The organism is Mesorhizobium sp. M0410 (assembly GCF_040321435.1).
Classification (GTDB): Bacteria; Pseudomonadota; Alphaproteobacteria; order Rhizobiales; family Rhizobiaceae; genus Mesorhizobium.
In genome coordinates this window covers 18,677-43,866 of sequence record NZ_JAMYRN010000003.1, presented here as the reverse complement: position 1 = coordinate 43,866, position 25,190 = coordinate 18,677, and the positions used below count along the sequence as shown (strand labels likewise).

25 protein-coding genes and 1 pseudogene are annotated in these 25,190 nt (G+C 63.1%); 20 read left to right on the top strand and 6 right to left on the bottom strand.

Features of this window, described 5'->3' with window-relative positions; translation table 11 throughout:
* Nucleotides 1–28: 28 nt before the first annotated feature.
* Nucleotides 29–1,045, top strand: a complete 1,017-nt coding sequence (locus NKI63_RS04330) for a zinc-binding alcohol dehydrogenase family protein (protein WP_352506645.1) — start codon at nucleotides 29–31, stop codon at nucleotides 1,043–1,045.
* A gap of 12 nt (nucleotides 1,046–1,057) precedes the next feature.
* Here NKI63_RS04330 and phnF read toward each other — a convergent pair whose 3' ends face one another.
* Nucleotides 1,058–1,801 carry a phosphonate metabolism transcriptional regulator PhnF gene (gene phnF / locus NKI63_RS04325; RefSeq protein WP_352506646.1) on the bottom strand — a complete coding sequence of 248 codons (744 nt, stop codon included), beginning with the start codon at nucleotides 1,799–1,801 and terminating at the stop codon, nucleotides 1,058–1,060.
* A 134-nt stretch (nucleotides 1,802–1,935) separates the two neighbouring features.
* Between phnF and phnG the strand changes: the two genes are divergently transcribed.
* From phnG to phnE (NKI63_RS04265), 12 genes and pseudogenes are all read left to right on the top strand, one after another.
* The gene (gene phnG / locus NKI63_RS04320; RefSeq protein WP_352691125.1) at nucleotides 1,936–2,397 is read left to right on the top strand and encodes a phosphonate C-P lyase system protein PhnG; all 462 of its coding nucleotides are present in this window, start codon (nucleotides 1,936–1,938) and stop codon (nucleotides 2,395–2,397) included.
* Entirely contained in the window at nucleotides 2,397–3,008 is a 612-nt protein-coding gene (gene phnH / locus NKI63_RS04315; protein ID WP_352506648.1) for a phosphonate C-P lyase system protein PhnH, read from the top strand. The genes phnG and phnH overlap by 1 nt, the downstream gene beginning before the upstream one ends.
* A gap of 1 nt (nucleotide 3,009) precedes the next feature.
* Nucleotides 3,010–4,122 (top strand): carbon-phosphorus lyase complex subunit, encoded by a 1,113-nt coding sequence (locus NKI63_RS04310; protein ID WP_352506649.1) that lies wholly within the window; start codon nucleotides 3,010–3,012, stop codon nucleotides 4,120–4,122.
* Complete coding sequence (locus tag NKI63_RS04305) at nucleotides 4,119–5,030, top strand: alpha-D-ribose 1-methylphosphonate 5-phosphate C-P-lyase PhnJ (protein WP_352506650.1); 912 nt, start codon at nucleotides 4,119–4,121, stop codon at nucleotides 5,028–5,030. Before NKI63_RS04310 ends, NKI63_RS04305 begins: the two co-directional genes overlap by 4 nt.
* Nucleotides 5,027–5,803, top strand: a complete 777-nt coding sequence (phnK, locus tag NKI63_RS04300; RefSeq protein ID WP_065009749.1) for a phosphonate C-P lyase system protein PhnK — start codon at nucleotides 5,027–5,029, stop codon at nucleotides 5,801–5,803. Before NKI63_RS04305 ends, phnK begins: the two co-directional genes overlap by 4 nt.
* Before the next feature lie 211 nt (nucleotides 5,804–6,014).
* Nucleotides 6,015–6,722, top strand: coding sequence for a phosphonate C-P lyase system protein PhnL (gene phnL / locus NKI63_RS04295; protein ID WP_352506651.1), 708 nt, complete (start codon nucleotides 6,015–6,017; stop codon nucleotides 6,720–6,722).
* Entirely contained in the window at nucleotides 6,719–7,336 is a 618-nt protein-coding gene (locus NKI63_RS04290) for a DapH/DapD/GlmU-related protein (protein WP_352506652.1), read from the top strand. The genes phnL and NKI63_RS04290 overlap by 4 nt, the downstream gene beginning before the upstream one ends.
* Before the next feature lie 552 nt (nucleotides 7,337–7,888).
* Nucleotides 7,889–8,587: pseudogene (locus tag NKI63_RS04285) on the top strand (DUF1868 domain-containing protein).
* Between the two features lie 145 nt (nucleotides 8,588–8,732).
* Entirely contained in the window at nucleotides 8,733–9,581 is an 849-nt protein-coding gene (gene phnC / locus NKI63_RS04280) for a phosphonate ABC transporter ATP-binding protein (RefSeq protein WP_352506653.1), read from the top strand.
* Between the two features lie 88 nt (nucleotides 9,582–9,669).
* Entirely contained in the window at nucleotides 9,670–10,578 is a 909-nt protein-coding gene (phnD, locus tag NKI63_RS04275; protein ID WP_352476349.1) for a phosphonate ABC transporter substrate-binding protein, read from the top strand.
* A 53-nt stretch (nucleotides 10,579–10,631) separates the two neighbouring features.
* Entirely contained in the window at nucleotides 10,632–11,588 is a 957-nt protein-coding gene (gene phnE, locus NKI63_RS04270) for a phosphonate ABC transporter, permease protein PhnE (protein WP_352506654.1), read from the top strand.
* Between the two features lie 67 nt (nucleotides 11,589–11,655).
* Nucleotides 11,656–13,023, top strand: coding sequence for a phosphonate ABC transporter, permease protein PhnE (phnE, locus tag NKI63_RS04265; protein WP_352506655.1), 1,368 nt, complete (start codon nucleotides 11,656–11,658; stop codon nucleotides 13,021–13,023).
* A gap of 24 nt (nucleotides 13,024–13,047) precedes the next feature.
* Here the strand turns inward: phnE (NKI63_RS04265) and NKI63_RS04260 are convergent, their stop codons facing one another.
* The 3 genes from NKI63_RS04260 to NKI63_RS04250 form a co-directional block, all read right to left on the bottom strand.
* Nucleotides 13,048–13,899 carry a sugar phosphate isomerase/epimerase family protein gene (locus NKI63_RS04260; protein WP_352506656.1) on the bottom strand — a complete coding sequence of 284 codons (852 nt, stop codon included), beginning with the start codon at nucleotides 13,897–13,899 and terminating at the stop codon, nucleotides 13,048–13,050.
* Between the two features lie 177 nt (nucleotides 13,900–14,076).
* Entirely contained in the window at nucleotides 14,077–15,282 is a 1,206-nt protein-coding gene (locus NKI63_RS04255) for a Gfo/Idh/MocA family protein (protein ID WP_352476346.1), read from the bottom strand.
* 139 nt (nucleotides 15,283–15,421) lie between these two features.
* Nucleotides 15,422–16,477 carry a sugar phosphate isomerase/epimerase family protein gene (locus tag NKI63_RS04250; protein ID WP_352506657.1) on the bottom strand — a complete coding sequence of 352 codons (1,056 nt, stop codon included), beginning with the start codon at nucleotides 16,475–16,477 and terminating at the stop codon, nucleotides 15,422–15,424.
* 392 nt (nucleotides 16,478–16,869) lie between these two features.
* Between NKI63_RS04250 and NKI63_RS04245 the strand changes: the two genes are divergently transcribed.
* From NKI63_RS04245 to NKI63_RS04225, 5 genes are read left to right on the top strand one after another with little or no spacing between them, the layout of a single operon-like run.
* Nucleotides 16,870–17,757: a sugar phosphate isomerase/epimerase family protein gene (locus tag NKI63_RS04245; RefSeq protein WP_352506658.1), complete on the top strand. Its 888-nt coding sequence runs from the start codon at nucleotides 16,870–16,872 to the stop codon at nucleotides 17,755–17,757.
* 55 nt (nucleotides 17,758–17,812) lie between these two features.
* The gene (locus tag NKI63_RS04240) at nucleotides 17,813–18,982 is read left to right on the top strand and encodes a mandelate racemase/muconate lactonizing enzyme family protein (RefSeq protein WP_352820570.1); all 1,170 of its coding nucleotides are present in this window, start codon (nucleotides 17,813–17,815) and stop codon (nucleotides 18,980–18,982) included.
* A 1-nt stretch (nucleotide 18,983) separates the two neighbouring features.
* The gene (locus NKI63_RS04235) at nucleotides 18,984–19,700 is read left to right on the top strand and encodes a FadR/GntR family transcriptional regulator (RefSeq protein ID WP_254816743.1); all 717 of its coding nucleotides are present in this window, start codon (nucleotides 18,984–18,986) and stop codon (nucleotides 19,698–19,700) included.
* Between the two features lies 1 nt (nucleotide 19,701).
* Entirely contained in the window at nucleotides 19,702–20,682 is a 981-nt protein-coding gene (locus NKI63_RS04230; RefSeq protein WP_352506659.1) for a hydroxyacid dehydrogenase, read from the top strand.
* 40 nt (nucleotides 20,683–20,722) lie between these two features.
* On the top strand, nucleotides 20,723–21,106 hold the full coding sequence (locus tag NKI63_RS04225; RefSeq protein ID WP_352476343.1) for a hypothetical protein: 384 nt from the start codon (nucleotides 20,723–20,725) through the stop codon (nucleotides 21,104–21,106).
* A gap of 14 nt (nucleotides 21,107–21,120) precedes the next feature.
* Here NKI63_RS04225 and NKI63_RS04220 read toward each other — a convergent pair whose 3' ends face one another.
* Complete coding sequence (locus tag NKI63_RS04220; protein ID WP_352506660.1) at nucleotides 21,121–22,416, bottom strand: amidase; 1,296 nt, start codon at nucleotides 22,414–22,416, stop codon at nucleotides 21,121–21,123.
* Nucleotides 22,417–22,533: 117 nt separating this feature from the next.
* Between NKI63_RS04220 and NKI63_RS04215 the strand changes: the two genes are divergently transcribed.
* A complete protein-coding gene (locus tag NKI63_RS04215) occupies nucleotides 22,534–22,881 on the top strand; it encodes a GFA family protein (RefSeq protein ID WP_352506661.1) in 348 nt (115 codons plus the stop codon).
* Here NKI63_RS04215 and NKI63_RS04210 read toward each other — a convergent pair.
* A complete protein-coding gene (locus NKI63_RS04210) occupies nucleotides 22,878–24,101 on the bottom strand; it encodes an MFS transporter (RefSeq protein ID WP_352506662.1) in 1,224 nt (407 codons plus the stop codon). The two genes, NKI63_RS04215 and NKI63_RS04210, sit on opposite strands and share 4 nt — an antisense overlap.
* Before the next feature lie 90 nt (nucleotides 24,102–24,191).
* On the opposite strand from NKI63_RS04210, the gene NKI63_RS04205 reads away from it, so the two are divergent.
* On the top strand, nucleotides 24,192–25,163 hold the full coding sequence (locus tag NKI63_RS04205; protein ID WP_352506663.1) for an AraC family transcriptional regulator: 972 nt from the start codon (nucleotides 24,192–24,194) through the stop codon (nucleotides 25,161–25,163).
* Nucleotides 25,164–25,190 lie beyond the last annotated feature (27 nt).

Here is a 25,190-nt window from a genome sequence, read left to right as displayed (position 1 = left end):
CGGTGCCATGAACCGACTGGATTGAAGCATGAAAGCCGTCGTCTGCCGCTCGCCCGGCGAACTTGTCCTCGAAGATCGTCCGGCGCCTGGCGCGCCGCCAGCCGGCTGGGCGCTGGTCGCCGTCAGCCATGTCGGCATCTGCGGCACCGACTATCACATCTTCGAAGGCAAGCACCCGTTCCTCGCCTATCCCCGCATCATGGGCCACGAAGTTTCCGGCACCGTGATCGAGGTTGGTGAGGGCGTCGATCTGGCAATCGGCGAACCGGTGGTCGTCAATCCCTATCTCGCCTGCGGCAAATGCATCGCCTGCCGGCAAGGCAAGCCGAATTGCTGCGTTAAGATCGAGGTGCTCGGCGTCCACCGCGACGGCGCCATGTGCGAGCAAATCCTGGTGCCGGCGCAAAATCTTTATCCGGCAAACGGCTTGTCGCTGGCCGATGCTGCTGCCGTCGAATTCCTGGCGATCGGCGCGCATGCCGTGCGGCGCTCGCTGGCTGATCCAGGTGCGCGCACGCTGGTCATTGGCGCCGGCCCCATCGGGCTCGGCACGGCGCTGTTCGCCCGCATCGCCGGGCTCGACGTGACGCTGCTCGACATGAGTGCGGAGAGGCTGGGTTTCGCCGAAAGCGAACTCGGCTTCGCGACCCTCGACGGCTCGCAGGGCGCTGCTGCGGACCTGGTGCGGCAAGCAACCGACGGCGACGGTTTTGACATGGTTTTCGATGCCACCGGCAACACCCAGTCGGTGCAGTCGGCCTTCGCCCATGTCGCGCATGGCGGGGCGCTGGTCCTGGTCAGCGTCGTCAAGGACGACATCGCCTTTTCCGATCCCGAATTCCACAAGCGCGAGATGATGCTGATCGGCAGCCGCAACGCGCTGCGTGCCGATTTCGACCATGTCGCCGCCTCGATCCGCAACGGCGCGGTGCCGTTGGCAAAGCTCGTCACGCACCGCACGACGCTTGGCGAAACGCCGCACGATCTTGCCCGCTGGGCGCATGAGAAGTCCGGCCTGATCAAGGCCGTTATCCAGGTCGCATGATGCTGGCGCACCTCAAAGCGCCGACAGTTTGAGCTCGATCCGCTCGGCCGGGAAGCGCGACTCCGAAAACTGGATCGGCTGACCGTCGGGCGTGACGTTGACGGCGACCGTCACCAGCACGATGGCGCCGGGCTGCAGGTCGAGGTCCGCAAGGTCGGCCGCATCGGCATGGCGCGCCGACAACACCGTCGATTGCCGCAGATAGTCGTCAATGCCAAAACGTGCCAGCGATGCGGTGATCGAACCGGTTTCCGCCATGGCAGCATCGATGCCGGCAAAGCGCCTGGCATCGAACCAGCCGGCAGCGCGGGACACTGGCATTCCATCGGCTTCGCCGCGCGTTTCCAGACGTATCACGTCGGCCCCCTTTGCAAGGCCTAAGCTCTCTGCCACACGACGGTTGGCAGGCTCGACCGATGACGCAAGCAAGGTGATATGCCGGTCGGACGCCTGTCCTTGCAATCCCTCCGAAAAGCGGGTGCGGGCGCCGATCGGATATGACAGCCGCCTGCGCGACAGCACGAAGGTGCCCCGCCCCTGCTCTGCCCTGAGCACACCCTCCTGCACCAGCGCTGCAATGGCGCTGCGGACGGTGTGGCGGTTGACGCCATAGCGCTCGGCAAGTGCCACCTCCGGCGGCAACGCCGCATTTTCGGGAAAATCGCCGACGGAAATCGAATGCAGTATCTGATCGGCGATCTGCCGCCACAGCGCGACACCGCTGCGCCGCTCGATGCTGTTGGCTTGTCCGATCATTTTCTGCCCCAACCTTTGCGCCCCCTCTTCTCGCCCTTGTCATGCACCCGTCATAGACACGCATTAGATAATAGGTATAATTTGTATAATTGTCTATATCAATAGACAAATTTCGATGCAAGGGAATGTTAACCATGCGAGGACAGGAAGCCCGCGATCAGGCTGGGCGCAAGGCCGTTATGGCAACGCTGGCGCAATCGACCGGCGACGATATCGTCCGTCTGTGGAACGAAGCCGGCCTGCCTTCGGAGGCGGAACTCCTGCGCGGCCCCGAAACCGGCCTGGTCACCGTGCGTGGCCGCATCGGTGGCGGCGGCGCGCCGTTCAACGTTGGCGAGACGACGGTCACCCGCGCCACCGTCCGGCTCGCCTCCGGACAGGTCGGCCACTGCTATGCGCTCGGCCGCGACAAGCAGAAGGCAAGGCTGGCGGCAATCGCCGATGCGCTGTGGCAGGACCCGGCTCACCGCAACGAGGTCGAGACCAGGCTCGTCGCGCCCTTGCAGGCGGCACTGGCCGAGGCCCGTGACCAGCGCCGCGCCGAGACGGCGGCGACCAAGGTCGATTTCTTCACCATGGTACGCGGAGAAGACTGATGGACATCGTAACCCAAGCGATCGAAGGCGGCTTTGCCGATCCGGTGTTCGACGCCCAGACGGTCTTCCGGGCAGTGATGGACGCGATGGCCCGGCCGGGCACACTGCAGCCCCTGCCGGTCTTTACCCGTCCACCGACGCCGCTGTCAGCCACCGCGGGCGCCATTGCGCTGGCGCTGTGCGATAACGACACGCCGCTCTGGCTCGACCCCGCCTTGCAGGCTTCAGCGACGGTGAAATCCTGGCTTGGCTTCCATACCGGCGCGCCGCTGGCCAACACCCCGGCCGACGCGCATTTCGCGCTGATCGCCACGCCGGCCGAGATGATGGCGCTCGACGGGTTTTCGCAAGGCACCCAGGATTATCCCGATCGCTCCACGACGCTGATCCTCGAGATCAGCGATCTTGTCTCCGGCGCTCCGCTGCTGCTCGAAGGCCCGGGCATCGAGAAGACGGCGACGATTGCGCCGGCGCAAATGCCGCGCCATTTTGTCGAGCAATGGAAGCAGAACAACCAGCGCTTTCCGCGTGGCGTCGACATCATCCTCGCCACGTCCGAAGCAATTGCCTGCCTGCCGCGCACGACGCGCATCAAGACGATGGAGGCATAGGATGTATGTCGCGGTAAAGGGTGGCGAAGCGGCCATTCGCAACGCCCACAAACTGCTCGCCGACCGCCGGCGCGGCGATCGTTCGGTGCCCGCACTTCGCCTCGACCAGATCGTCGAGCAACTGGCGCTCGGCGTCGACCGGGTGATGAGTGAAGGTTCGCTCTACGACAGGGAATTGGCGGCACTCGCCATCGTCCAGGCGCGCGGCGACATGATCGAGGCGATCTTCCTCATTCGCGCCTATCGCACCACGCTGCCGCGTTTCGGCTACACCAAGGCGGTCGACACCGGCACGATGCTGGTCGAGCGGCGGGTGTCGGCGACCTACAAGGACCTGCCCGGCGGCCAGTTGCTCGGCCCGACTTTCGACTACACCCACCGGCTGCTCGATCCCGAGCTTGCCGCAGGCGGCGAAGTCGCCGAGCCGGAGCAGCGTGCAGGCGAGCCGGAAGCCATGCCGCGCGTGTCGGCCATCCTCGCCCGCGAGGGCCTGATCGAATCCGACGGCGACATGCCTGAAGACCATGTCCCCGGCGACATCACCCGCGAGCCGCTCGAATTCCCGATGGCGCGCGACATCCGCCTGCAGGCGTTGTCGCGCGGCGATGAGGGGTTTTTATTGGCGCTCGGCTATTCCACCCAGCGCGGCTATGCGCGCAACCATCCCTTCGTCGGCGAGGTCCGTATCGGTGAGGTCGAGCTGGAGCTCGACGTGCCGGAACTGCCTTTCGCAGTGCCGCTCGGCAGTATCCGCGTCACCGAGTGCCAGATGGTCAACCAGTTCAAGGGCTCGGCCAAGGCGCCGCCGCAATTCACCCGCGGCTACGGCCTCGTCTTCGGCCAGAGCGAGCGCAAGGCGATGGCCATGGCGCTATGCGACCGCGCGCTGCGGGCGGCGGAGTTGGGTGAGGATGTCGTCGCCGCCGCCCAGGACGAGGAGTTCGTCATCTCGCATTCCGACAATGTCCAGGCGACCGGCTTCGTCGAGCATCTGAAGCTGCCGCACTATGTCGATTTCCAGGCCGAGCTCGACCTCGTGCGCCGCATGCGCGCCGAGCACGACGCCCGCGAGAACGCCGGCAAGGCCGAAGAGAAGAGAGAGGCCGCGGAATGACCGCACAACCAACCGACATCGCCACCTACAACTTCGCCTATCTCGACGAGCAGACCAAGCGGATGATCCGCCGGGCGATCCTCAAGGGCATCGCCATCCCTGGCTATCAGGTGCCGTTCGCCTCGCGCGAAATGCCGATGCCCTATGGCTGGGGCACCGGCGGTGTGCAGGTCACCGCTTCGATCATTGGCCCCCTCGATGTGCTCAAGGTCATCGACCAGGGCGCCGACGACACCACCAATGCCGTCTCGATCTGCGCCTTCTTCAAGAAGGTCGCCAATGTCGCTGTCACCACTGAGACGGCGAAGGCGACCATCATCCAGACTCGCCACCGCATCCCCGAGCATCCGCTGAGTGCGGGTCAGGTGCTGGTCTATCAGGTGCCGATCCCCGAGCCGCTGCGCTTCCTCGAGCCACGCGAGACCGAGACGCGCAAAATGCATGCGCTGGAGGAATATGGCCTGATGCATGTAAAACTCTACGAGGACATCGCCAAACATGGCCGCATCGCCACCACCTATGCCTATCCGGTCAAGGTCGAGGGCCGCTATGTGATGGACCCGTCGCCGACGCCGAAATTCGACAACCCGAAAATGCACCGTTCGCCGGCTTTGCAATTGTTCGGCGCCGGCCGCGAAAAGCGCATTTATGCACTGCCGCCCTTCACCGACGTGGTCAGCCTCGACTTCGAGGACCATCCGTTCGAGGTGCAGACCTTCGACCAGCCCTGCGCACTGTGCGCGGCCGAGAACGTCTATCTTGACGAAGTTATCCTCGACGACCATGGCGGCCACATGTTCGTTTGTTCCGACACCGACCATTGCGAGAAGCGGCGCGAGCAAGGCCATCGCGGCCACCTTGCGCCTGAAACCCCTCTTGCCCTGGAAAAAACGGAGCCGGCGCAATGACCGACGAACCGCTGCTGCGCGTCTCTGCGCTGTCCAAATTCTACGGCTCGCGCGTCGGCTGCGAGAACGTCACCTTCGATCTGTGGCCGGGCGAAGTGCTGGCTGTCGTCGGCGAATCCGGTTCCGGCAAGACGACTTTGCTCAACTGCCTGTCGACAAGGCTACTGCCCAGCTCCGGCACCGCCAGCTACCGCATGCGCGATGGCCAATTCCGCGAGCTCTACCGCATGAGCGAGGCCGAGCGCCGCTTTTTGATGCGCACCGACTGGGGCTTTGTCCACCAGAACCCCGCCGATGGTCTGCGCATGACAGTGTCGGCCGGCGCCAATGTCGGCGAGCGGCTGATGGCGGTCGGCGACCGCCACTACGGAAAAATCCGAGCCACGGCGGTCGACTGGCTGTCGCGCGTCGAGATCGACGAGGACCGCATCGACGACGAGCCGCGCGCCTTTTCCGGCGGCATGCGCCAGCGCCTGCAGATCGCCCGCAACCTCGTCACCGGGCCGCGGCTGGTGTTCATGGACGAGCCGACCGGCGGCCTCGACGTCTCGGTGCAGGCGCGCCTGCTCGATCTGTTGCGCGGCCTGGTCACCGATCTGGGTCTGGCGGCCATCGTCGTCACGCACGACCTTGCGGTGGCACGTCTACTGTCGCAGCGCATGATGGTGATGAAGGACGGCCGCGTCGTCGAAAGCGGCCTCACCGACCGCGTCCTCGACGATCCGCGCGCCCCCTACACCCAGTTGCTTGTCTCCTCGATTCTGCAGGTATGACGATGATTGCTCCGGCGTACCCCCCTCTGGCCTTCCGGCCATCTCTCCCTCAAGAGGGGAGATCAGCAGCTTTTATGTCCCGCCCGTTCTGCGACACAGGAGAATGGCGAAACCGAATGCGACAGCCCATCTCCCCTCTTGAGGGGGAGATGGCCGGAAGGCCAGAGGGGGGTGTTGGCCCGCAGACGAATGACGATTGGAGAACCCTCTGATGGCAACCCCGCTCGTTGTCTCCGACGTCGCCAAAAGCTTCACCATGCATCTGCGCGACGGCATCAAACTGCCGGTGGTCGCCGGCGTCTCGTTCGCGATCAGGGCCGGCGAATGCTCGGTGCTCGGCGGCCCGTCCGGCGCCGGCAAGAGCTCGATCCTGAAAATGCTCTACGGCAATTATGCCGCCGATGAAGGCCAGATCATCGTCCAGCACGAGGGCGGGCTGATCGATCTCGCAACTGCCAGCCCGCGCACCGTGCTTGCCGTGCGCCGGCTTACCATCGGCTATGTCAGCCAGTTCCTGCGCACCGTGCCGCGTGTCTCGGCGCTCGATGTCGTCGCCGAGCCGCTGGTCGAGCGCGGCGAGGAGCGTGAGGTCGCGCGCGGCAAGGCACGTGCCTTGCTGGCGCAGCTGAACCTGCCGGAAAAACTCTGGGCGCTGCCGCCGGCGACGTTCTCCGGCGGCGAACAGCAGCGCGTCAACATCGCGCGCGGCTTCATCACCGAGCATCCGATCCTGCTGCTCGACGAGCCGACCGCTTCGCTCGACGCCAGAAACCGCGACGTGGTGATCTCCCTGATCGCCGCCAAGAAGGCGGCGGGCGTCGCTTTGCTCGGCATCTTCCACGACCACGACGTGCGCGAGGCGGTGGCCGACCGTATAATCGACGTGACCGCCTTCGCCGCCGGAAAAATCGCCGCATGACGAGGAAACTGTCGGAGGCGCCGCTGATCCACGAGACGGCGGAAGTAGAGAACTCAACGCTTGGCCGCTGGACCGAAGTCGCCGAGCGCTGCCGGATTTCGGAAAGTGCGTTGGGCGACTATTCCTACATGATGCAGGACTGCGGCGTCTGGTGCGCGACGATCGGCAAATTCGCCAACATCGCCGCCAATGTGCGCATCAACGCCACCAACCACCCGACCTGGCGGCCGACGCTGCACCATTTCACCTATCGCGCCTCGGACTATTGGGACGACGCCGAGCACGAGAGCGAATTCTTCGCCCAGCGCCGCGCCAAGCGCGTCACCATCGGCCACGACACCTGGCTCGGCCACGGCTCGACCATCCTGCCCGGCATCACCGTCGGCGATGGCGCCGCGGTCGGTGCGGGTGCCGTGGTGTCGAAGGACGTCGCGCCCTACACCATCGTCGGCGGCGTGCCGGCCAAGCCGATCCGCGAGCGCTTCGACCGCCGCACCGCGGAGCGCTACCAGGCGCTCGCCTGGTGGGATTGGGACCACGCCCGGCTGCGCGCCGCGCTCGACGATTTTCGGGAACTGTCGGCCAATCAGTTTTTGGAGAAGCATGGGGGTTGACGTCCCGAATAAGTCAGCCGCTCGGGCAAATGTCCAAAATAATAGAAAGAAATCCTAACGTGATAAGAATAGCACCACCAGTCTGATTAAACCTGATAAGTTCTATAATTTTTTTGTCATAACCAATATCTACAAGCGATTTGGTTTTTTCCTCAATCTTATTTGCAAAATTTATCGTAACTAGCGCAATTAAAAAAATGAGAATCATTAGAATAATGGCCGCGTCGCGCCCATTTGCATAATTGTACAAGTATCCCGATATTGGATGGTTCAAGCTACCAACCCGATATACGGACATCAAAACCAGGGCCACTGTGAAACTTATCGCAGCGACTACCCCTGCAGCATACAGCCGCAACCACTGGCGCCAACGTAGCAATTAGGCAGCCTCTCTTTGATACGAGTTTGAATCTTTATTTCAATCTTGATGATGTGCAAACCCCGGCAGCATCGCTTGGCGAATCCTGCCTTTGATATTCTACTTCTTGGCACGGTTTTCATGTCCCTGACACATCGTCGGGGCAGAACGCGGCCTTTCCTCTGGAGATCGCAATGCCTGTTTCAGTCAAACCTTCGCTCGCCGGATACTTTGCCGGCTCGAACCCGACCCCTCCGCTGCATCTCGGCAGGCGCTACGACACCTCTGGCAATTTCCTGACCGAGCCCGGCAACACGGTCGTCTGCCATCTCGTCGACGGCTCGCCGTCCGAGGCAGTGGTGGTCGAAGTGCGTGAGCGGATGCGCGCCATGCCCGATACCGACCGGCTGGCCTCTCCAGCCTGCACATGACGCTGTTCCAGGACATCATCGAATATCGGCGCCGGCTCCCTATTGGCCTGAGGATGCGCCCCTCGACACCAGCATCGACGACATGACCCGCCTCTATCAGGAACGCCTGAACGGCTTCGAAGGCCGCGGCGCCTTCAAGATCAGGGTTGTCGATGTCGTGCCGACGGGCTTGACCGTTGCCGGCGCAACCGATGAGGACGTGCGTATCCTGCGCGCATGACGCGATGCCTTTTCGGCGCCCTTCGGATATCGGCATCCCGACCACGACAGCTACACGTTCCACATAACCTTCGCCTATCAGATCCGCCGTCTCGACGATGAAAGGATAACGCAATGGCAACAACTATTCGATGATTGCCTCTCGCTGCCGTCCGTCAGGCTCCAGTGATCGAGCTGCTGCCTCCGGCATTTTGCAGCTTCAAGGACATGAAGCATTTCGAGGAGCTTCTTGTCCTGGGCTGATCCAAAGGCGCGCGGATGAATTCCCCGGGCGAGGCGTACCTGTGGGCAGTAACAAAACTGACATCGTTCCGACACCGCAGGTTCATGCGGCTGCGCTAGCGAGGGTTAACAGACCTTCAATTGCGATTGGACTGGAGCCTGCACCATGTCAGCTACGCTCGAAATCCGCGGCGTCACCCGCCGGTTCGGCAAGAACACCGCCGTCAGCAATGTCGACATCGCGATCCCGCACGGTCAGATGGTCGGCATCATCGGCCGTTCGGGCGCCGGCAAATCGACGCTTCTGCGCATGATCAACCGCCTCATCGATCCCAGCCAGGGATCCATCCTGTTCGACGGCGTCGAGGTCTCCGGGTTGCGCGGCTCGCCGCTCCGGCGATGGCAGCGCGACTGCGCCATGATCTTCCAGCAGTTCAATCTGGTGCCGCGCCTGGACGTGCTGACCAATGTGCTGCTCGGCCGGCTCAACCACCGCTCGACGCTGTCCAACCTCTTCGGCATGTTCTCGCGCAGTGAATGCGCCGAGGCTGTTGCCGCCCTTGAGCGTCTCGACATCGCCCGCACCGTACTGCAGCCCGCCGGCACGCTTTCCGGCGGCCAGCAGCAGCGCGTTGCTATTGCGCGTGCCATGATGCAGCAGCCGAAGGTGCTGTTGGCGGACGAGCCGATCGCCTCGCTCGATCCGCTCAACGCCAAGGTGGTGATGGATTCGCTGCAGGACATCAATTTGCGCGAAGGCATCACCGTCATCACAAATCTGCATACGCTTGATACGGCCCGCAACTATTGCAACCGTATCATCGGCATGGCCGCCGGCAAGGTTGTCTTCGACGGCCCGCCCGAAGACCTCAACCGCGAGGCCGTGCGCATGGTCTACGGCGCCGACAGCAATGGCGGCGAAATCTCCGAGGCCATCACTTCGACCAGTGTCGCCGTCAAACAGAAAATCGCTGCATCCGCCGGACCGCTCGAGCCCGTGTTCCCTGGCTACTGAGAACGGCCTGATCGCCCGCCCGCGTCAAAGGCACTCGTCAAAAGTTCGAACGCTCCGGCGCGAAGCCGGAACCAACAGGAGAGAGATAATGTTCAGGAAGATGGTTTTTGGCGCGGTTTCATTGCTCGCCATCGCAACAAGTGCCGCTCACGCCCAGGATATCAAGGAATTCCGCATCGGCATCCTTGGTGGTGAAAATGAAGCGGACCGGCTGCGCAACTTTCAGTGCCTCGCCGATCACCTGAAGTCCGAATTCGGCTTCGAGAAGGTCTCGCTGTTCCCGGCCGCCGACTATGACGGGGTGATCCAGGGCCTGCTCGGCGGCACCCTCGATTTCGCCGAGCTTGGCGCGTCAGGCTATGCCAGCGTCTACCTCAAGGATCCGAACGCCGTGACCCCGATCCTCACCACCCAGCAGACCGACGGCGCGACCGGCTATTATTCGATCGGCCTGGCGCTGAAGTCGTCCGGCATCACCGACATCAAGTCGGCAAAGGGCAAGAAGCTCGGCTATGCCGACCCGGATTCGACCTCCGGTTATCTGATCCCGCTGACCCAGATCCCGAAGGACACCGGCGCCTCGAACGAAACCTTCTTCGCCTCGACCCAGTTCAATGGCGGCCACGAGAACAACCTCCTCGCCGTTCGCGACGGCAAGGTCGATGTTGCGGTTGACGACTCCTCGGGCATTGGCGACTTCAAGAACGGCTACACCTCCGGCACCTTCCACAAGGAAGTCGCCAAGGGCGCCGTCGACCCCAACGATTTCGTCGAAGTCTGGCGCTCCGGCCTGATCCCGAACGGCCCGCTGGTCGTGCGCACCGCGCTCGGTGGCGATATGAGCGCCAAGCTCGCCAACTTCTTCACCAGCCTGCCGGCCAAGGACAAGCCCTGCTTCGAGGCCATCGAAGGCGGCGATTTCACTGGCTACGTTCCTGTGAAGCCGGACTTCTACAGCGTCATCGTCGAAGCCCGCAAAGCCGCGATCGGCGGCTGAATGCGGTGGCAAAGGGCGGCCTTACCAGCGCCGCCCTTTTTGCATGCCCGATCATGACCATCTCAGCCACGATCCGTTCAGACGCGACCCGGCGGACAGCCGACTCCTGGCGACGGCAGACGTCCTTGCGCCGGTTCTACACGGCGCTCGGCATCGGTTTGCTGCTTATCGCCATGTGCACAGCCATGTGGTTTGCCGACGAGGCCAATGCCGGACATTTCTTCGATCGGCTGCCGCACATACTGGATTTCCTTAGCTGGCTTGTTCCCAAAGACTGGAACGACGTCTGGCGGGCGCTGTTCGACATCGCATCGCCGCACGACAAGGGCAGCCAGGAGTTCAACTTCCCGCTTGGCCGCGTTTATCTCTGGGGCGGTTTTTACCTACCCGAATATTTCGAGCTGATGCTCACCACGCTCAACGTGGCGCTGGTTTCCACTTTCATCGGCTTCGTCTTTGCGGTGCCGTTCTCGTTCATCGCCGCGCGCAATTTGACACCCAGTCCGGTGCTCAGGCTCGTCGTCAAGCGCTTCATGGAACTGCTTCGCGCCTTCCCCGAGATCGTCATTGCCGGCCTGTTCGCAGCCATCCTCTCGACTGGCCCGGTCGCGGCCATCATCGCCATCGGCCTGCATTCGATCGGCGCCCTCGGCAAGCTCTTCTACGAGATCAACGAAAACATCGACATGCGCGCCGACGAAGGCCTGCGCGCGGTCGGCGCCAACTGGTTCGAGCGCGTGCGCTTCGCCGGCCTGCCACAGGTGCTGCCCAATTTCATGTCTTACGCGCTGCTCAGGATCGAGATCAATGTCCGTATCTCGACCATCATCGGCGCGGTCGGCGGAGGCGGCATCGGCGAGGAGCTGAAGCTCTCCATCTCACGCGGCTTTGGCGCCAAGACGCTGGCACTGGTGCTGCTGTTGTTTACCACCATCTTCCTCGTCGACCAGTTCTCCGCCTGGCTTCGTCGCAAGCTCGTCGGCGAGCAGGCCTTCATGATGGGCGCCTGACCATGATCCCAAAAAGTGGATTCCGGTTTTTGGAAAAGATCATGGCAAATCAACAAGAAGACTGCCCATGGCCGCGATGACCGCCGATGAGATGCAGGCGATAGAGGAGCGCTTTCCCCAAGTGTTCCGACGGCCCTTGTACAAACGCTTCGGCCCGCTGGTGCTGTTCGCCGGCATCCTGCTCTACCTCGTCTATGCCTTGTGGTTCTTCAGCCTGCCGCAAGTGCTGAGGGAATCGCATTGGGAGCGACTGCCGCTCTTCCTGACGCAATGGATCAGCTACGATCTGCAGCCGGAATTCCGTCTCGATCAGCCTCAGATCACACCCAAATACCCGCGTTTTTCTGCACTTGGCGAAGACCCGCATCCCGACTGGGTCATCGCCAATGCCAACGGCTCCTACACCGTTCTGATCGAAGGCCGAGCCAAATCCGTCACCTTCGACAAGGCCGAGGCAACGCTTGTCGCCAATGGCCAAGCGGTGCCGGTGTCGTTGACCAGCGGCAAGCCGGTGATAACCGGCCCGGTGCCGGACTGGATCACCGCGCATGACGATGAAATCGTCGCCCGGATGGGCTTTGCCGGCGAGGTTCGCATAACCGTCGATCGCGTCAAGGTCCGCAAGCGCTTCCTCGGCTGGGCGAATTTCGTCTTCGACACACGCTCGCCCTTCTTCGGCAAGTCGCCCGGCGAGGTGGTCTCGCTGCTGATGTCCGGACCCCAGCTCAAGCCGGGCACATCGAACATTGCGCTGGCCGCGGACAATATCTGGAACAACGCCCAATGGCAGCATGGCGACGTCTGGACGAAGCTGTTCCAGACCATCGTCATGGCGTTTCTCGGCACCTTGCTCGGCGGCATCGTCGCCTTCCCGCTCGCCTTTTTCGCCGCCCGCAACATCACCCCGAGCGGCCTCCTCAGCCAGGTGCTCAAGCGGTTCTTCGATTTCATGCGATCGGTCGACATGCTGATCTGGGCGCTGTTCTTCACCCGCGCCTTCGGCCCGGGCCCGCTGGCCGGCAGCGCCGCGATTTTCTTCACCGAGATCGGCACGCTCGGCAAAGTCTATTCGGAAGGCCTCGAGAACATCGACGACAAGCCACGCGAGGGCATCCAGTCGACCGGCGCGAACGGCTTGCTGGTGCAGCGCTATGGCGTGCTGCCGGAGGTGATCCCGGTCTTCATCAGCCAGACACTCTATCAGTGGGAATCCAACACCAGGGGCGCGACGATCATCGGCGCCGTCGGTGCCGGCGGGATCGGCCTGAAGCTTTGGGAAGCGATGCGCACCAACTCCAACTGGGCCAATGTCTTCTACATGGTGCTCTTGGTCCTGCTCGTCGTTTTCATCTTCGACAACATTTCCAATTTGCTGCGCCGCCGGCTGAGCAGGACGATCCACGACTACAACCGGATCCAGGCCGAGCAGGGGTGACGGGTGCATCGGGCTGGCCGATCGTTATGCAACTTTCCTCCACCCGTCCTTAATATGCCTGTAGCCGTCGCGGTAGACAGCTTCCGGGCCTTCGGAAAAGTCGCGCCACACCTTGGTGGCCGCGGCCAAGTCCTTCAGCGAACGCCCGAACGCCTCGATCGTCAGCCAATCGTCGTAGCCGCTCTTGCGGATGGCGGAGAAAGTCTCCTTCCAGGGAATATGGCCACGGCCCGGCACCCCGCGATCGTTCTCCGAAATGTGGATATGGACGATGTTGTTGCGGTTGCGCGTATAGGCGCCAATCGGGTCGGCTTCTTCGATGTTGGCATGGAAGGTGTCGTACATCGCCTTGATGTGCGGCCGGTCGATCGCGTCGATATGCTCCGATAAATCGTCCATCGTGTTGAGCAGGTAGCATTCGAAGCGGTTGAGCGCCTCCAACCCGATGGTGACGCTCTTGTTGCCGGCATAGTCGCCAATGGCGCGTTGCGAAGCGATCGAACGTTTTTTCTCGGCCGCTGTCGGCCCGCTGCCGGAGAAGGCCCCGAGTGTCGAATGGAGCGGGCCGCTCAACGTGTTCGCGCCAAGCGCCTGAGCGCAGTCGATCGCCGATTTCATGTAGTCGATACCGGCTTTGCGCGTCGAGGCATCCGGCGAGATCAGGTTCATCGCCGGATCGCCCATCGCCGAGACGGCGGTGCGTTGCAGCCCGATACGGTCGAGCAGTTCGCCGAGTTTCCTGTAGTTGTCCGGCGTGCCGGAGAAGACCGGTATTTCGACGCCGTCGAAGCCGGTCGCCTTGATGTCCCTCAACAACGGCTCGTGTTTTTTCGAGACACTGGTCGTCCACAACAACATGCACATGCCGATTTTCATCGACGCCCCTCCCTTCATTCGCTCGATCGCCGGAGGGGTGATGAGATTCAGGTCAGGCCGAGCCGAAAATGGCGGGTTCCGAGAACCGGAGCGGAGCGTGCTTTTGGTACATGAGCACCGGAAGCGCAGGAAACTGCCATTTGCAGGCCGGTCTCACCTGACTATCACCACCACCCTTCAGAGCTTCGTCCACGCCCCATTCTTCTTCGACGACTTCACGCAGGCCTCGATGAAGGCCATGCCCTCGACGCCGTCCTGCACGGTCGGGAAGACGACATCCTTAGCCGGCTTCCCGCCCTTCCGGCGCGCTGCACGAATCGCCCGCGCGGCTTCCTGATAGATGTTGGCGAAACCTTCGAGATAGCCTTCCGGATGCCCTGGCGGAACGCGGCTGACGCGCCCGGCGACGGGGAGCGCGCCGGCGCCATTACGGGTAATCAACTGCTTCGGCTGGCCGAACGGCGTGTACCAGAGATAGTTCGGGTCGGCCTGCACCCATTCGAGGCCGCCCTTCGAGCCGTAGATGCGCAATTTCAACCCGTTCTCGTGGCCGGGCGCCACCTGGCTTGCCCAGATCATTCCCTTGGCCGGGTGCGACCCGCCGACCGGCTTGAAGCGCAGCAGCACATTGATGTTGTCGTCGAGCAGCCTCCCCGGCACGAAGGCATCGAGATCGGCCGACAACGAATCGAGCTCCAGCCCGGAGACGAAACGGGCAAGGTTGTAGGCATGCGTGCCGATATCGCCCAGTGCACCGCCGGCACCCGCCTGCTTCGGGTCAGAGCGCCACGCAGCCTGCTTCTGGCCGGTGGCGGCCAGGTCTTCGGTCAGCCAGTCCTGCGGATATTCCGACTGCACGATGCGGATATCGCCGAGCTGTCCCTTGGCCACCATCTCGCGTGCCTGCCGCACCATCGGATAGGCGGTGTAGTTATGCGTCAGCACGAACACCTTGCCAGTCTTTTCGACCAGCGCCGCCAGCCTCTTTGCCTCGGCTAGCGTCGTCGCTAGTGGCTTGTCGCAGATGACGTGGATGCCGGCCTCGAGAAAAGCTTTGGCGGCCGGCACGTGCACATTGTTCGGCGTGACGATGGCCACCACCTCGATGCCATCCGGCCGCTTGGCCTCCGCCTTGGCCATCTCGGCATAGGAGCCGTAGCTGCGTGCCGGATCGAGCCCAAGCTCGGCCGCCGAGGCCTTGGCGCGCTCCGGATTCGACGAGAGGGCGCCAGCAACCAGCACGAACTCGTTATCCATGCGTGCCGCGATGCGGTGCACCGCGCCGATAAAGGCGCCTTGTCCGCCGCCAACCATGCCGTAGCGGATCGGACCGCCTCCCGTTTCCGTCTTCGATGCGCCAACCACGATTTTCTCCCTCGTCATTGAAATACCCCTCCCCTTGAGGGGAAGGTGGCCCGCAGGGCCGGGTGGGGTCGGTTCATGCCGAGCCCTACGCCCAGCGACCCCACCCCGATCCGCTGCGCGGATCGACCCTCCCCTCGAGGGGGAGGGAATATCTGTGCTAGATCCCCATCATGCCGCGCAGCACCTTTTTATCGGTCGTGCCGCCGGCGAAGTCGTCGAATGCTTTTTCCGTCACCCTGATGATGTGGTGCTGGATGAAGGGAGCGCCTTCGGCCGCACCATCCTCCGGGTGCTTGAGGCAGCATTCCCATTCCAGCACCGCCCATGAATCGTAATTGTATTGGGTGAGCTTGGAGAAGATGCCGCGGAAATCCACCTGCCCGTCGCCGAGCGAGCGGAAACGCCCGGCACGGTTGGTCCAGCTCTGGTAACCGGAATAGACGCCTTGCCGCCCGGTTGGATTGAACTCGGCATCCTTGACGTGGAACGCCTTGATCCGCTCGTGGTAGATGTCGATAAATTCGAGATAATCGAGCTGCTGCAGCAGGAAGTGCGACGGGTCATAGTTGATGTTGCAGCGCTTGTGGCCGCCGACCGAATCGAGGAACATCTCGAATGTCGCGCCGTCGAACACGTCCTCGCCTGGATGAATTTCGTAGCCGACATCGACGCCGTTTTCGTCATAAACGTCGAGGATCGGCGTCCAGCGTTTGCCGAGTTCGGCAAATGCCTCCTCGATCAATCCCGCCGGCCGCTGCGGCCAGGGGTAGAGGTATGGGAAGGCCAACGCTCCGCAAAACGACACCGACGCCTTGAGCCCGAGATTCTTCGACGCCTTGGCGGCGAACTTCATCTGTTCGACCGCCCATTGTTGCCTGGCTTTTGGATTGTTGTGCACCGCAGCCGGCGCGAAGCCGTCGAACTGCGCGTCATAGGCCGGATGCACCGCCACCAGTTGCCCCTGCAGATGCGTCGACAGTTCGGTGATCTCGACGCCGGCATCGGCGCAGATGCCCTTCACCTCCTCGCAATAGGCCTTGGAGGAGGCTGCCTTCTCGAGATCGAACAATCGGGCGTCCCATGTCGGGATCTGCACGCCCTTGTAGCCCAGACCAGCCGCCCATTTGGTGATCGAGGCCAGCGAATTGAACGGCGCGGCGTCGCCCGCAAACTGCGCCAGGAACAGACCAGGCCCCTTCATCGTCGTCGGCATCGGCATCTCCCTATGTTTCACGACCAAGCATAGCGCCGATTGAAAACAGGGCCAGCGTCTTTGGTCTCTTTGCACAGCGCGCTCAGCGCCGCTATTCTGGTATTACCAAATGCCGAAATCTGGTCAAGCCATTTGACGCGCTGCCGCAGTCCTGCAACCATGCCGAGTTAAGCCACATGTTTAAGTATAATCAATAGCATAGACAGGAGCCAACGCTTGATGGCAGCACTTCTTGCCGTCCAGATGAAATTACTGTAGACCTCCCATCAAGCCCAATTGGTCGAACCAGTTTGCAAAAAAATGCTGGGACGCCTTGGGGAGGAATCATGCGGCGGCTTCGGCAGAGTGCGCCGCAGGCAAACTGGTACAGGCGATTCTGGGAAGGATAGACCATGCATCTTTCGACGCACAATTGGATGCGGGCGGAGCCGCTGGAAACGACGCTCAAGCGCATCAAGAAATTCGGCTATGAGTCGATCGAGATTTCCGGCGAACCCGAACAGTACAAGCCCAAGGAGACGCGCGCACTGTTGAACGAGTACGGCATTCGCTGCTGGGGAGCGGTGACGCTGATGCTGGGCGAGCGCAATCTCGCCGCCAAGGACCAGGGCCAACGCGAGCGGTCGGTGCAGTACGTCAAGGACGTGCTGACCATGGTCAGCGAGCTCGACGGCGAGATTATCACGCTGGTTCCCGCCACTGTCGGCAAGGTCGTGCCGGACGGCACCGAGGAAGAGGAATGGAAATGGGTGGTCGATGCCACCCGGGAATGCTTCACCCACGCCAAGAAAGTTGGCGTCAAGATCGCGGTTGAGCCGCTCAACCGCTTCGAGACTTATCTGTTCAACCGCGGCGCCCAGGCACTGGCGCTGGCCGATGCGGTCAGCCCCGAATGCGGCGTCTGCCTCGACGCCTACCACATCCACATGGAAGAATTTAACGTCTATGACGCCATCCGGCAGGTCGGCGAGCGCCTGTACGATTTCCATGTCGCCGACAACAACCGCTTCGCCGCGGGCCTTGGGCAGATCGACTGGCCGAAGATCGTCGGCACGCTGAAGGAGATCGGCTATGACGGCGCGCTGACCAATGAATTCGTCGCCCCCGTCGACCGCACGCCGGCTGCTCCCTATCCCGACATGGTCGAACGCAACCCCGTCGACATCTCGCCGGAGCAGCTGAAGTTCATTCAGGACCACGGCTCCAGCGTGCTCACGGAGAAATTCTACACCGACCAGATGCGCATCAACGCGGAAACGCTGCTGCCGCTGATCAAGTAGCCGAGCCGTTTGGAAAGAGCCCTTCCGCCTCACCGCGGCCGGGCCGAGGATGAACATGCGCATCAAAACGGTCCAAGCCTGGTGGGCCCGCATACCGATCGAAGTCGCGAAGCAGCACCGCAGCGACTTCGGTCAGGTGGCGACGTTCGACGCCGCTATCCTGCGCATCGAAACCGACGACGGGCTGGTCGGCTGGGGCGAAGGCAAGAATGCCGCCGGCAGCGCCGGGAGTTACGGCGCTCTCGTTCATTTGCTGAACTACGAGGTCGGCCCGCAGCTGGTCGGCCGCGACCCGGCCGACATCGGCGTCATCTGGGAGATGCTCTACAATGGCACGCGCCACGACAGTGCCGCTCGCGCCGGCCATGCCATGCCGCAACTGGCACGACGGGGCATGAGCATCGCTGCCATCAGCGCCGTCGACATCGCATTGTGGGACATTCTCGGCAAATCGCTCGGCGTTCCGGTCTGGCGGCTGCTCGGCGGCCGCAAGCTGGACCGCATGCCGGCCTATGCTTCCGGCGGCTGGGCCACCGCGGAAGCCATCGGCGACCAGCTGCAGTCCTACATCGCCAAGGGCGGCTTCAAGGCGCTGAAGATGCGCGTCGGCGCGATGGATGGCGCCCCACATATCTCGGCCGCTCGCGTCCGCGCCGCAAGACAGGCGCTCGGTCCAGATATCGATCTGATGGTCGACGCGCACGGCACTTACACGGTGGCCGAAGCCAAGCGCTTCATCCATCTCGCCGGCGACCTCGATCTCGCCTGGTTCGAGGAGCCGGTGATCGCTGACGACAAGCCCGGCATGGCCGAGGTGCGCGCCTGCGGTTCGATCCCGATCGCCACCGGCGAAAGCGAGGCGACACGCTATGCCTTCCGCGACCTCGCCGTGCTCAAATCCGCCGATATCTTCCAGCCGGATCCGGCCTTTTGCGGTGGCATCAGCGAGGCGATGAAGATCGGCACCATCGCCAGCGCCTTCAATCTGCGCTTTGCGCCGCATCTTTGGGCCGGCGCGCCCTGCTTCTTTGCCGGGCTGCATGTCTGCGCCGCTTCGCCGGCGAGCTTCACCGTCGAATATTCGCTCGGCGCCAACCCGATGATCCACGATCTGATCGAAGAGACTGTCGAAGCAAAGGACGGTATGGTAGCGATCCCTGATAGACCCGGGCTGGGATTCACCATTTCGGAGCGGTTCCTGGAGGCGCACGCGCAACACGGCTGACATGAAAGAAAAGAACCTTCTCGCGGAACTCGCCGCCTATCTGTTCTCCCATTCCGACAAGGAGACCGGCCGCACGCCGTCGGAGCGCGAACTGGCAGAGCATTTCAGCGTCAGCCGCGGACAGATCCGCGAGGCGCTGGCCATTCTCGAGGCGATGCGCATCGTCGAGCGACGGGCGAAATCCGGCATCTACATCGATACGAAGCAGGCGAGCGTCGAGGCGATGGCGCTGTTCGCCCGCGCGGGCCTGCCGCTCGATCCCGTCCAGATCTACGAGACGGTCGAGTTGCGCAAGATCCACGAGATCAAGGCCGCCGAACTGGCCTGTTCACGCGCCACCGAGGAGAATTTCGAGCGGCTGCGCGAGATCCTGAAGGCCTCCGAGGATCGCATCGCCGCCGGTGAAGGCCTTGCCCGGGAAGACCGCGAGTTCCACCTCGAGATCGTGCGGGCGACCAAGAACAGCGTCTTCCACAATATCTGCAGCGTCTACTACATGATGGGTGAGCTGCGCCTGCCGATCTATTTCAACGATCCCGAACGCAGCGTGCGCTCCCATGCCGAGCATATCCAGATCTACGAGGCGCTGCTGCGCCGCGACGGCAATCTCGCCCAGGCGCTGATGAGCGCCCATCTGCAAGGCGCCGAAAGCTACTGGAAGGGGCTGATCGAGGGGCGTGGGGCGGAACCGCAAAGCCCAGCGCTCGAAAAGGCCTGAAATGCCCAAGATCCTGTCGACACACAGACTGCACCCCCGTGCCTCTTCCATGCTGACAGGGGCCGGCGAACTCGTCGTTGCTTCCGCCCTCGACGCGCATACGCTTGCCGCCGAGGCAAGGGACGCCGATGTCATCATCGTTCGCGCTCCCTTGCCTGCGTCGCTTTTCGAAGGAGCAAGGAAGCTCAGGGCCGCGATCCGGCACGGCGCCGGGCTGGACATGGTACCTATGGAAGCGGCCAATGCCGCCGGCGTGCTGGTGGCGAACGTACCGGGGGTGAACGCGCGATCCGTCGCCGAATACGTGATGTTCGCGGCGCTGGCGCTGCTTAGGCGCTTTCGTGTGTTGGACCGCGACCTGCGTGCGAAGGGCTGGCTGGCCGGCCGCGAACACACTGTGGTGGCCAGCGAGCTAGCGGGCAAGACGATCGGCATTGTCGGTCTCGGCGCGATCGGCCAGGCGGTTGGCCATATCGCGGCACATGGGTTCGATCTGAATGTGGTGGCGACGACGCGCAGCATGCGGCCGGCGCCGGACAGGGTCGGCTTCCTGTCGATCGATGCGCTGATCGAACAGAGCGACATCATCGTTCTGTGCTGCCCGCTGACGCCCGAAACACGGGGGCTGATCAGCCGCGAGCGCATTGACCGGATGAAGCCGGATGCGCTGCTGATCAATGTTTCGCGCGGGCCGGTGATCGACGACGACGCGCTGATCGAGGCCTTGCAGAAGGGCCGTATCGGCGGCGCCGCACTCGATGTTTTTGCAACACAACCGCTGCCGCCCAACCACCCCTATTTCGGCTTCGACAACGTCATCGTCACCCCGCACATGGCTGGGATCACCGAGCAGTCGATGATGCGCATGGGCGTCGGCGCGGCTGGCGAAGCCTTGCTGGTGCTGGCCAACAGATTACCGGTCAATCTGCGCAACCCGGAAGTGGTCGAGCACTACCGGCGGCGGTTCCCTGTCGATCTCTGAGCGCCTCAATTTTCCCGAACTCGCCGGCGATGGTGCCGGCATGGTAAACGTCACAAAATTCCTGCTGACCGCTGGCTTCTGCGTGGCGACGGCGCAAGTCTTCGCCAACGGACAGGGCAGCTACGTGTTCTGCGACAACGGCTTGCGCTGCGTGGCGGCACCCTGTCCATCGAACAGCGCACTCGACCTCGCTACTGGTAAGCTCATCAAAGGCGTTTCAATCGACATTGATCGCCTGCCGCAGCAAGACAAAGCCCTCAATCTTTCGGACAAGCTCTATGCCGGCGAGGTCGTTGTTGTCGGATCGATCGAGAACCGCACCCGGACCTTCAACGGCAAGCGGTACACCCTGCCTTGGCTGGTTGCCACCGGCATCGAACGCGCCGCCAAGGACAGCGAACGCGGCCACTGCTCGTCGCGCTGACACGCGCTGTCGGATCAATTTGCAAGCAGCGCCTCCACGCCGGCTGCGATGCGCAGCAGGTGGTGGTCATGACCATTGCGCGCCACCAGCATCAGCCCGGCCGGGCGCGTCTTTCCCGGCATGGGCAGCGAGATTGCTGACAGATCGAACTGGTTGGCGACCTGCGTGTTGCGCAGCAGAAGACCCTCGATCCTGTTGCAGAGGGCCTCGTCACCGGTCATCGAGACGATCGTCGGCGCCGTCACCGGCGTGGTCGGCAGGGCCAGTACGTCTACCCCTGACAGCCGCTCATCCATTGCGGCGACAAGTGCTGCGCGACGGCGCATTGCCCTGATATAGACCGTGGCCGGAATGGCGGCGGCGCGCGACAATGGTCCGCTTACCCGCGGGTCGACCGGCGTCGCCGCTCCCGTCGCCAGCCAGTCGGCATGGATCTCCGCCCCTTCCATCGCCGCGATCGAGGCGCGCTTGGTTGCCGCGCGCAGTTCGGCAAGCAGGTCGTCGATCGACAGTTCCGCAAGCCGTGCGCCGCTAAGCTCCATCTTGCGAAGACACCAGTCGAACGTCGTCGCGACCTCTTCCTGCGTATCATCGAACAGCACGCCGCGCGCAATGCCGATGCGCAGGCCGTGCAGTGGAAGCGGCAACAGTGCTGCCAGGTTTTCGCCCGACATCACTGCATCGGCCGCCGCACATTCCGCGACGGTGCGGGCCAGCGGACCGATCGAGTCCAGCGTGGCCGACAGCGGAAACGCACCCGCGAGCGGCACGCGCCGCGCGGTCGGCTTGAAACCGACGACGCCATTCAGCGATGCCGGAATGCGCACCGAACCACCCGTATCGGAACCGATAGAGATTTGGCTGGTGCCTTCGCCGACCGAAACCGCGGCGCCTGAGGACGAGCCGCCCGGAATACGGGTGGCATCGCTTGCATTGCCGGGGGTGCCGTAATGCGGATTGACGCCGATCGCGGTGAAGGCGAACTCGGTCATGTTGGTCTTGCCGAGGATGACTGCACCGGCCTGACGCAGCCGTCGCACGACAATGGCATCCCGCAGCGCCGGCGCTGCGGTGGCGAGCAGCAGAGAGCCCGCCGTGGTCGGCTCGCCAGCGACATCGAACAGATCCTTGATCGAGACGATCGCCCCATCGAGCGGCCCGAGCGTGACGCCGGCTTTTCGCCGCGCATCGGCTGCGTCGGCCGCCGCCCGTGCGGCTTCCGGGTAGAGCTTTACGAAAACGCTTTCGTCGTCGACGCGAACGGCAAGACGCGAAAGAATTGCTTCGAGGCTATCACGGGCTGATTGCATTTTCGGTGTCGGACTCCGCACGCTTGGAACGTCTTAAGATAGCAGCCCCAACTGCCGCAGGAGACATAGCCCGGCACGGTCGGATTTGCACCTGTCGAACCGAAGGAGGAAGGCCCGATGCTCTACCAAGGCAGCTGCCACTGCGGCAAGGTCGCGTTCGAGGTCGAAGGCGAGCTGACCGGAGCCGTACGGTGCAATTGCTCGATCTGCTCGCGCAAGGGTGCACTGCTATGGGCAGTGCCGCATGAAAGCGTGCGGGTGCTTGCCTGGGGCGATGATCTCGGCCGCTACAGCTTCGGCAACCATGTCATCGCGCACCGCTTCTGCCGCAGCTGCGGCATTCACCCCTTCGCCGAGGATGTCGGCGAAGGGAGCGGGCGAAGTGCCTATATCAATATTCATTGTATCGAGGCGTTGGACGTCGCCGCCGTGCCGGTCTTCGACTTCGACGGCCGTTCCGTTTAGGCCTTGGGATCGTCGATCGGCTTGGGGCCAAGGAAGAACGCCGCCAGTGCCGCAAGCAATGTCGCCGCCGCGCAATAGGCGAAGGCGCTGGCAACGCCGGTATTGTCGACCAGCAGGCCGCCGAACACGGCGCCCAACGCGATGGCGACCTGGAACGTCATAACCATGAGCCCGCCGGCGCTTTCCGCCTGATCGGGGGCGGCTCGCACCAGCCAGGTCTGCAGCCCGACTGGGACGGCACCGAAGGCAAAGCCCCAGCTGGCCACTGCTATTGCAGCCACGACGGGTGAGCCTCCGACCACCAGCAGCAGGAGCGCTGAAGACGCGATCAGCAGAGGCGCCAGAGTGACGGCTGCCTTGAGGCTGCGCTCGGCAATGAAGCCGCCGGCAAAATTGCCGAAGAAACCACCAATGCCGTAGGCGAGCAGCACAAGCGAGATCGTCTCGATGTCCAGTGCGGGCACCTTCTCGAGAAACGGGCGGACATAGGTGAAGCCGGCAAAGTGTCCCGAGGCGACCAGCAACACCACCAGCAGCGCTACTCTGATCATCGGCCGCTTCATCACCTCCAGCAGCGTGCGAAAACCTGCTGTACCTGCCGGCGGCAGTCGCGGGATGGTAGCCACCTGTACCAGAAGCGCCAGCGCGCCGACCACGGCGGCGATCATGAAGGCCGTCCGCCATCCCCAGATGTCGCCGACATAGGCGCCGACCGGAGCAGCGCAGACCGTCGCCACCGAAACGCCGGTGAGGATGATCGACATGGCGCGCGGCATCAGCCGCATTGGGACAAGCCGCATCGCCATGGCCGCCGACATCGACCAGAATCCGCCGAGACTGATCCCGAGCATGATGCGGGCGATCAGAAGAATAGGAAGCGACGACGCAAACGCGGCCACCAGGTTTGACAGCACAAGCAGCACGGTCAGCGCCAACATGACCAGCCTGCGGTCCAGCCGCTTGGTGACAATAGCCATGGTCGGTGCCGCAATCGCGCCAATGACGGCCGTTGCCGTTACCGCCTGCCCGGCGGCGCCTTCGGTGATGCCGAGATCCTGCGCAAGCGGCGTCAGCAGGCTGGCCGGCAGAAATTCTGCGGTCACCAGGCCGAAGACTCCGAGCGCCAAGGAGACCACCGCCCCCCATGCGGGGTCGGATCGTTCGCCAGTTTCAGATGGGTCGAGAACGGCGTCCATGACGCCTGTCGCGGGTTCGGTCATGAGGGATCTCCGGTCTGTTGCAGCGCAGCATTTGACTGCAATGCAACATAAGGAGTGACTAGCTGGAGTTTCCATGCTAGAAACACCATTATGTTTGACCGTTCGTCCAAAATCCCCGTAACCGGCGATCCACTGACGGACATATTGCGCGGATTGCGCCTCGAAGGCGTCGATTACGGCCGTTGCGAGATGAAGGAGCCTTGGGGCATCCATTTTCCGGCTCAGGCGGCGGCACGGTTTCATTTCATCGGCCGTAAAGGCTGCTGGTTGCTGCAGCCGTCCGGCGAATGGGTCGAGCTCAAGGCGGGCGACGCTGCCTTGTTGCCGCGCGGCTCAGCTCACACGCTGGCGAGCGAGCCGGGTATCGAGGCGGCGCCGATCCACGGCTATGAGGTCGAGGAGATCTGCAAGAATGTCTATTGCATGTCGAATGACGGCGTGCCCGGCTGCCGTCCGGGGACCTTGCTGTTTTTCGGCAGCATGTATTTCAATCTCGATGGCTTGCACCCCTTGCTCGGCATGATGCCGGACGTGATGCGCGCACATGAGTTGGAAGCCTATGAACCAGGTATTCCACATTTGCTGGAAGCGATGGCCCGCGAGGTGTCGATGGAGCGCGTCGGCTCCGGCGGCATCCTGGCGCGGCTGGCCGATGTGCTTGCCGCGACCGTCATCCGCTCATGGGTCGAGCGCGGCTGCGGCGACTCTTCCGGATGGATCGCGGCGGTCAGGGATCGCGAGATCGGCCGGGTGCTGGCCGCGATCCACCTGGAACCGAACCGTGACTGGACGGTGGAGGCTCTGGCGAAGATGATGGGTGCCTCGCGATCGGGTTTCGCCGATCGCTTCGCCACCATTGTCGGCGAAACACCGGCAAAGTACGTCACGCAGGTGCGGATGCACCAGGCGCGGCAATGGCTGGTCCGCGACCGGCTCAAGATTTCCGTCGTGGCGGCGCGCCTCGGCTACGAATCCGACGCCTCCTTCAGCCGCGCCTTCAAACGGGTCATCGGATCGCCGCCCAGCCATTTCCGGGCCGAGGAACAGGCGGAGATCCGCTAATGCATGTCGCGCAAAAGTGTGCAGCGG

Excerpts from the sequence above, each read along its gene's own strand:
- phnK (WP_065009749.1), top strand. The coding sequence starts at position 5,027 with ATGACCGACGAACCGCTGCTGCGCGTCTCTGCGCTGTCCAAATTCTAC.
- NKI63_RS04225 (WP_352476343.1), top strand. The coding sequence starts at position 20,723 with ATGGTAAACGTCACAAAATTCCTGCTGACCGCTGGCTTCTGCGTGGCG.
- NKI63_RS04205 (WP_352506663.1), top strand. The coding sequence starts at position 24,192 with ATGTTTGACCGTTCGTCCAAAATCCCCGTAACCGGCGATCCACTGACG.
- phnE (WP_352506655.1), top strand. The coding sequence starts at position 11,656 with ATGGCCGCGATGACCGCCGATGAGATGCAGGCGATAGAGGAGCGCTTT.
- NKI63_RS04210 (WP_352506662.1), bottom strand. The coding sequence starts at position 24,101 with ATGACCGAACCCGCGACAGGCGTCATGGACGCCGTTCTCGACCCATCT.
- NKI63_RS04310 (WP_352506649.1), top strand. The coding sequence starts at position 3,010 with ATGTATGTCGCGGTAAAGGGTGGCGAAGCGGCCATTCGCAACGCCCAC.
- NKI63_RS04290 (WP_352506652.1), top strand. The coding sequence starts at position 6,719 with ATGACGAGGAAACTGTCGGAGGCGCCGCTGATCCACGAGACGGCGGAA.
- NKI63_RS04220 (WP_352506660.1), bottom strand. The coding sequence starts at position 22,416 with ATGCAATCAGCCCGTGATAGCCTCGAAGCAATTCTTTCGCGTCTTGCC.
- NKI63_RS04240 (WP_352820570.1), top strand. The coding sequence starts at position 17,813 with ATGCGCATCAAAACGGTCCAAGCCTGGTGGGCCCGCATACCGATCGAA.
- phnC (WP_352506653.1), top strand. The coding sequence starts at position 8,733 with ATGTCAGCTACGCTCGAAATCCGCGGCGTCACCCGCCGGTTCGGCAAG.
- NKI63_RS04250 (WP_352506657.1), bottom strand. The coding sequence starts at position 16,477 with ATGCCGACGACGATGAAGGGGCCTGGTCTGTTCCTGGCGCAGTTTGCG.
- NKI63_RS04330 (WP_352506645.1), top strand. The coding sequence starts at position 29 with ATGAAAGCCGTCGTCTGCCGCTCGCCCGGCGAACTTGTCCTCGAAGAT.
- phnG (WP_352691125.1), top strand. The coding sequence starts at position 1,936 with ATGCGAGGACAGGAAGCCCGCGATCAGGCTGGGCGCAAGGCCGTTATG.
- NKI63_RS04230 (WP_352506659.1), top strand. The coding sequence starts at position 19,702 with ATGCCCAAGATCCTGTCGACACACAGACTGCACCCCCGTGCCTCTTCC.
- NKI63_RS04260 (WP_352506656.1), bottom strand. The coding sequence starts at position 13,899 with ATGAAAATCGGCATGTGCATGTTGTTGTGGACGACCAGTGTCTCGAAA.
- NKI63_RS04255 (WP_352476346.1), bottom strand. The coding sequence starts at position 15,282 with ATGACGAGGGAGAAAATCGTGGTTGGCGCATCGAAGACGGAAACGGGA.
- phnE (WP_352506654.1), top strand. The coding sequence starts at position 10,632 with ATGACCATCTCAGCCACGATCCGTTCAGACGCGACCCGGCGGACAGCC.
- phnH (WP_352506648.1), top strand. The coding sequence starts at position 2,397 with ATGGACATCGTAACCCAAGCGATCGAAGGCGGCTTTGCCGATCCGGTG.
- NKI63_RS04215 (WP_352506661.1), top strand. The coding sequence starts at position 22,534 with ATGCTCTACCAAGGCAGCTGCCACTGCGGCAAGGTCGCGTTCGAGGTC.
- NKI63_RS04305 (WP_352506650.1), top strand. The coding sequence starts at position 4,119 with ATGACCGCACAACCAACCGACATCGCCACCTACAACTTCGCCTATCTC.
- phnD (WP_352476349.1), top strand. The coding sequence starts at position 9,670 with ATGTTCAGGAAGATGGTTTTTGGCGCGGTTTCATTGCTCGCCATCGCA.
- NKI63_RS04235 (WP_254816743.1), top strand. The coding sequence starts at position 18,984 with ATGAAAGAAAAGAACCTTCTCGCGGAACTCGCCGCCTATCTGTTCTCC.
- phnF (WP_352506646.1), bottom strand. The coding sequence starts at position 1,801 with ATGATCGGACAAGCCAACAGCATCGAGCGGCGCAGCGGTGTCGCGCTG.
- phnL (WP_352506651.1), top strand. The coding sequence starts at position 6,015 with ATGGCAACCCCGCTCGTTGTCTCCGACGTCGCCAAAAGCTTCACCATG.
- NKI63_RS04245 (WP_352506658.1), top strand. The coding sequence starts at position 16,870 with ATGCATCTTTCGACGCACAATTGGATGCGGGCGGAGCCGCTGGAAACG.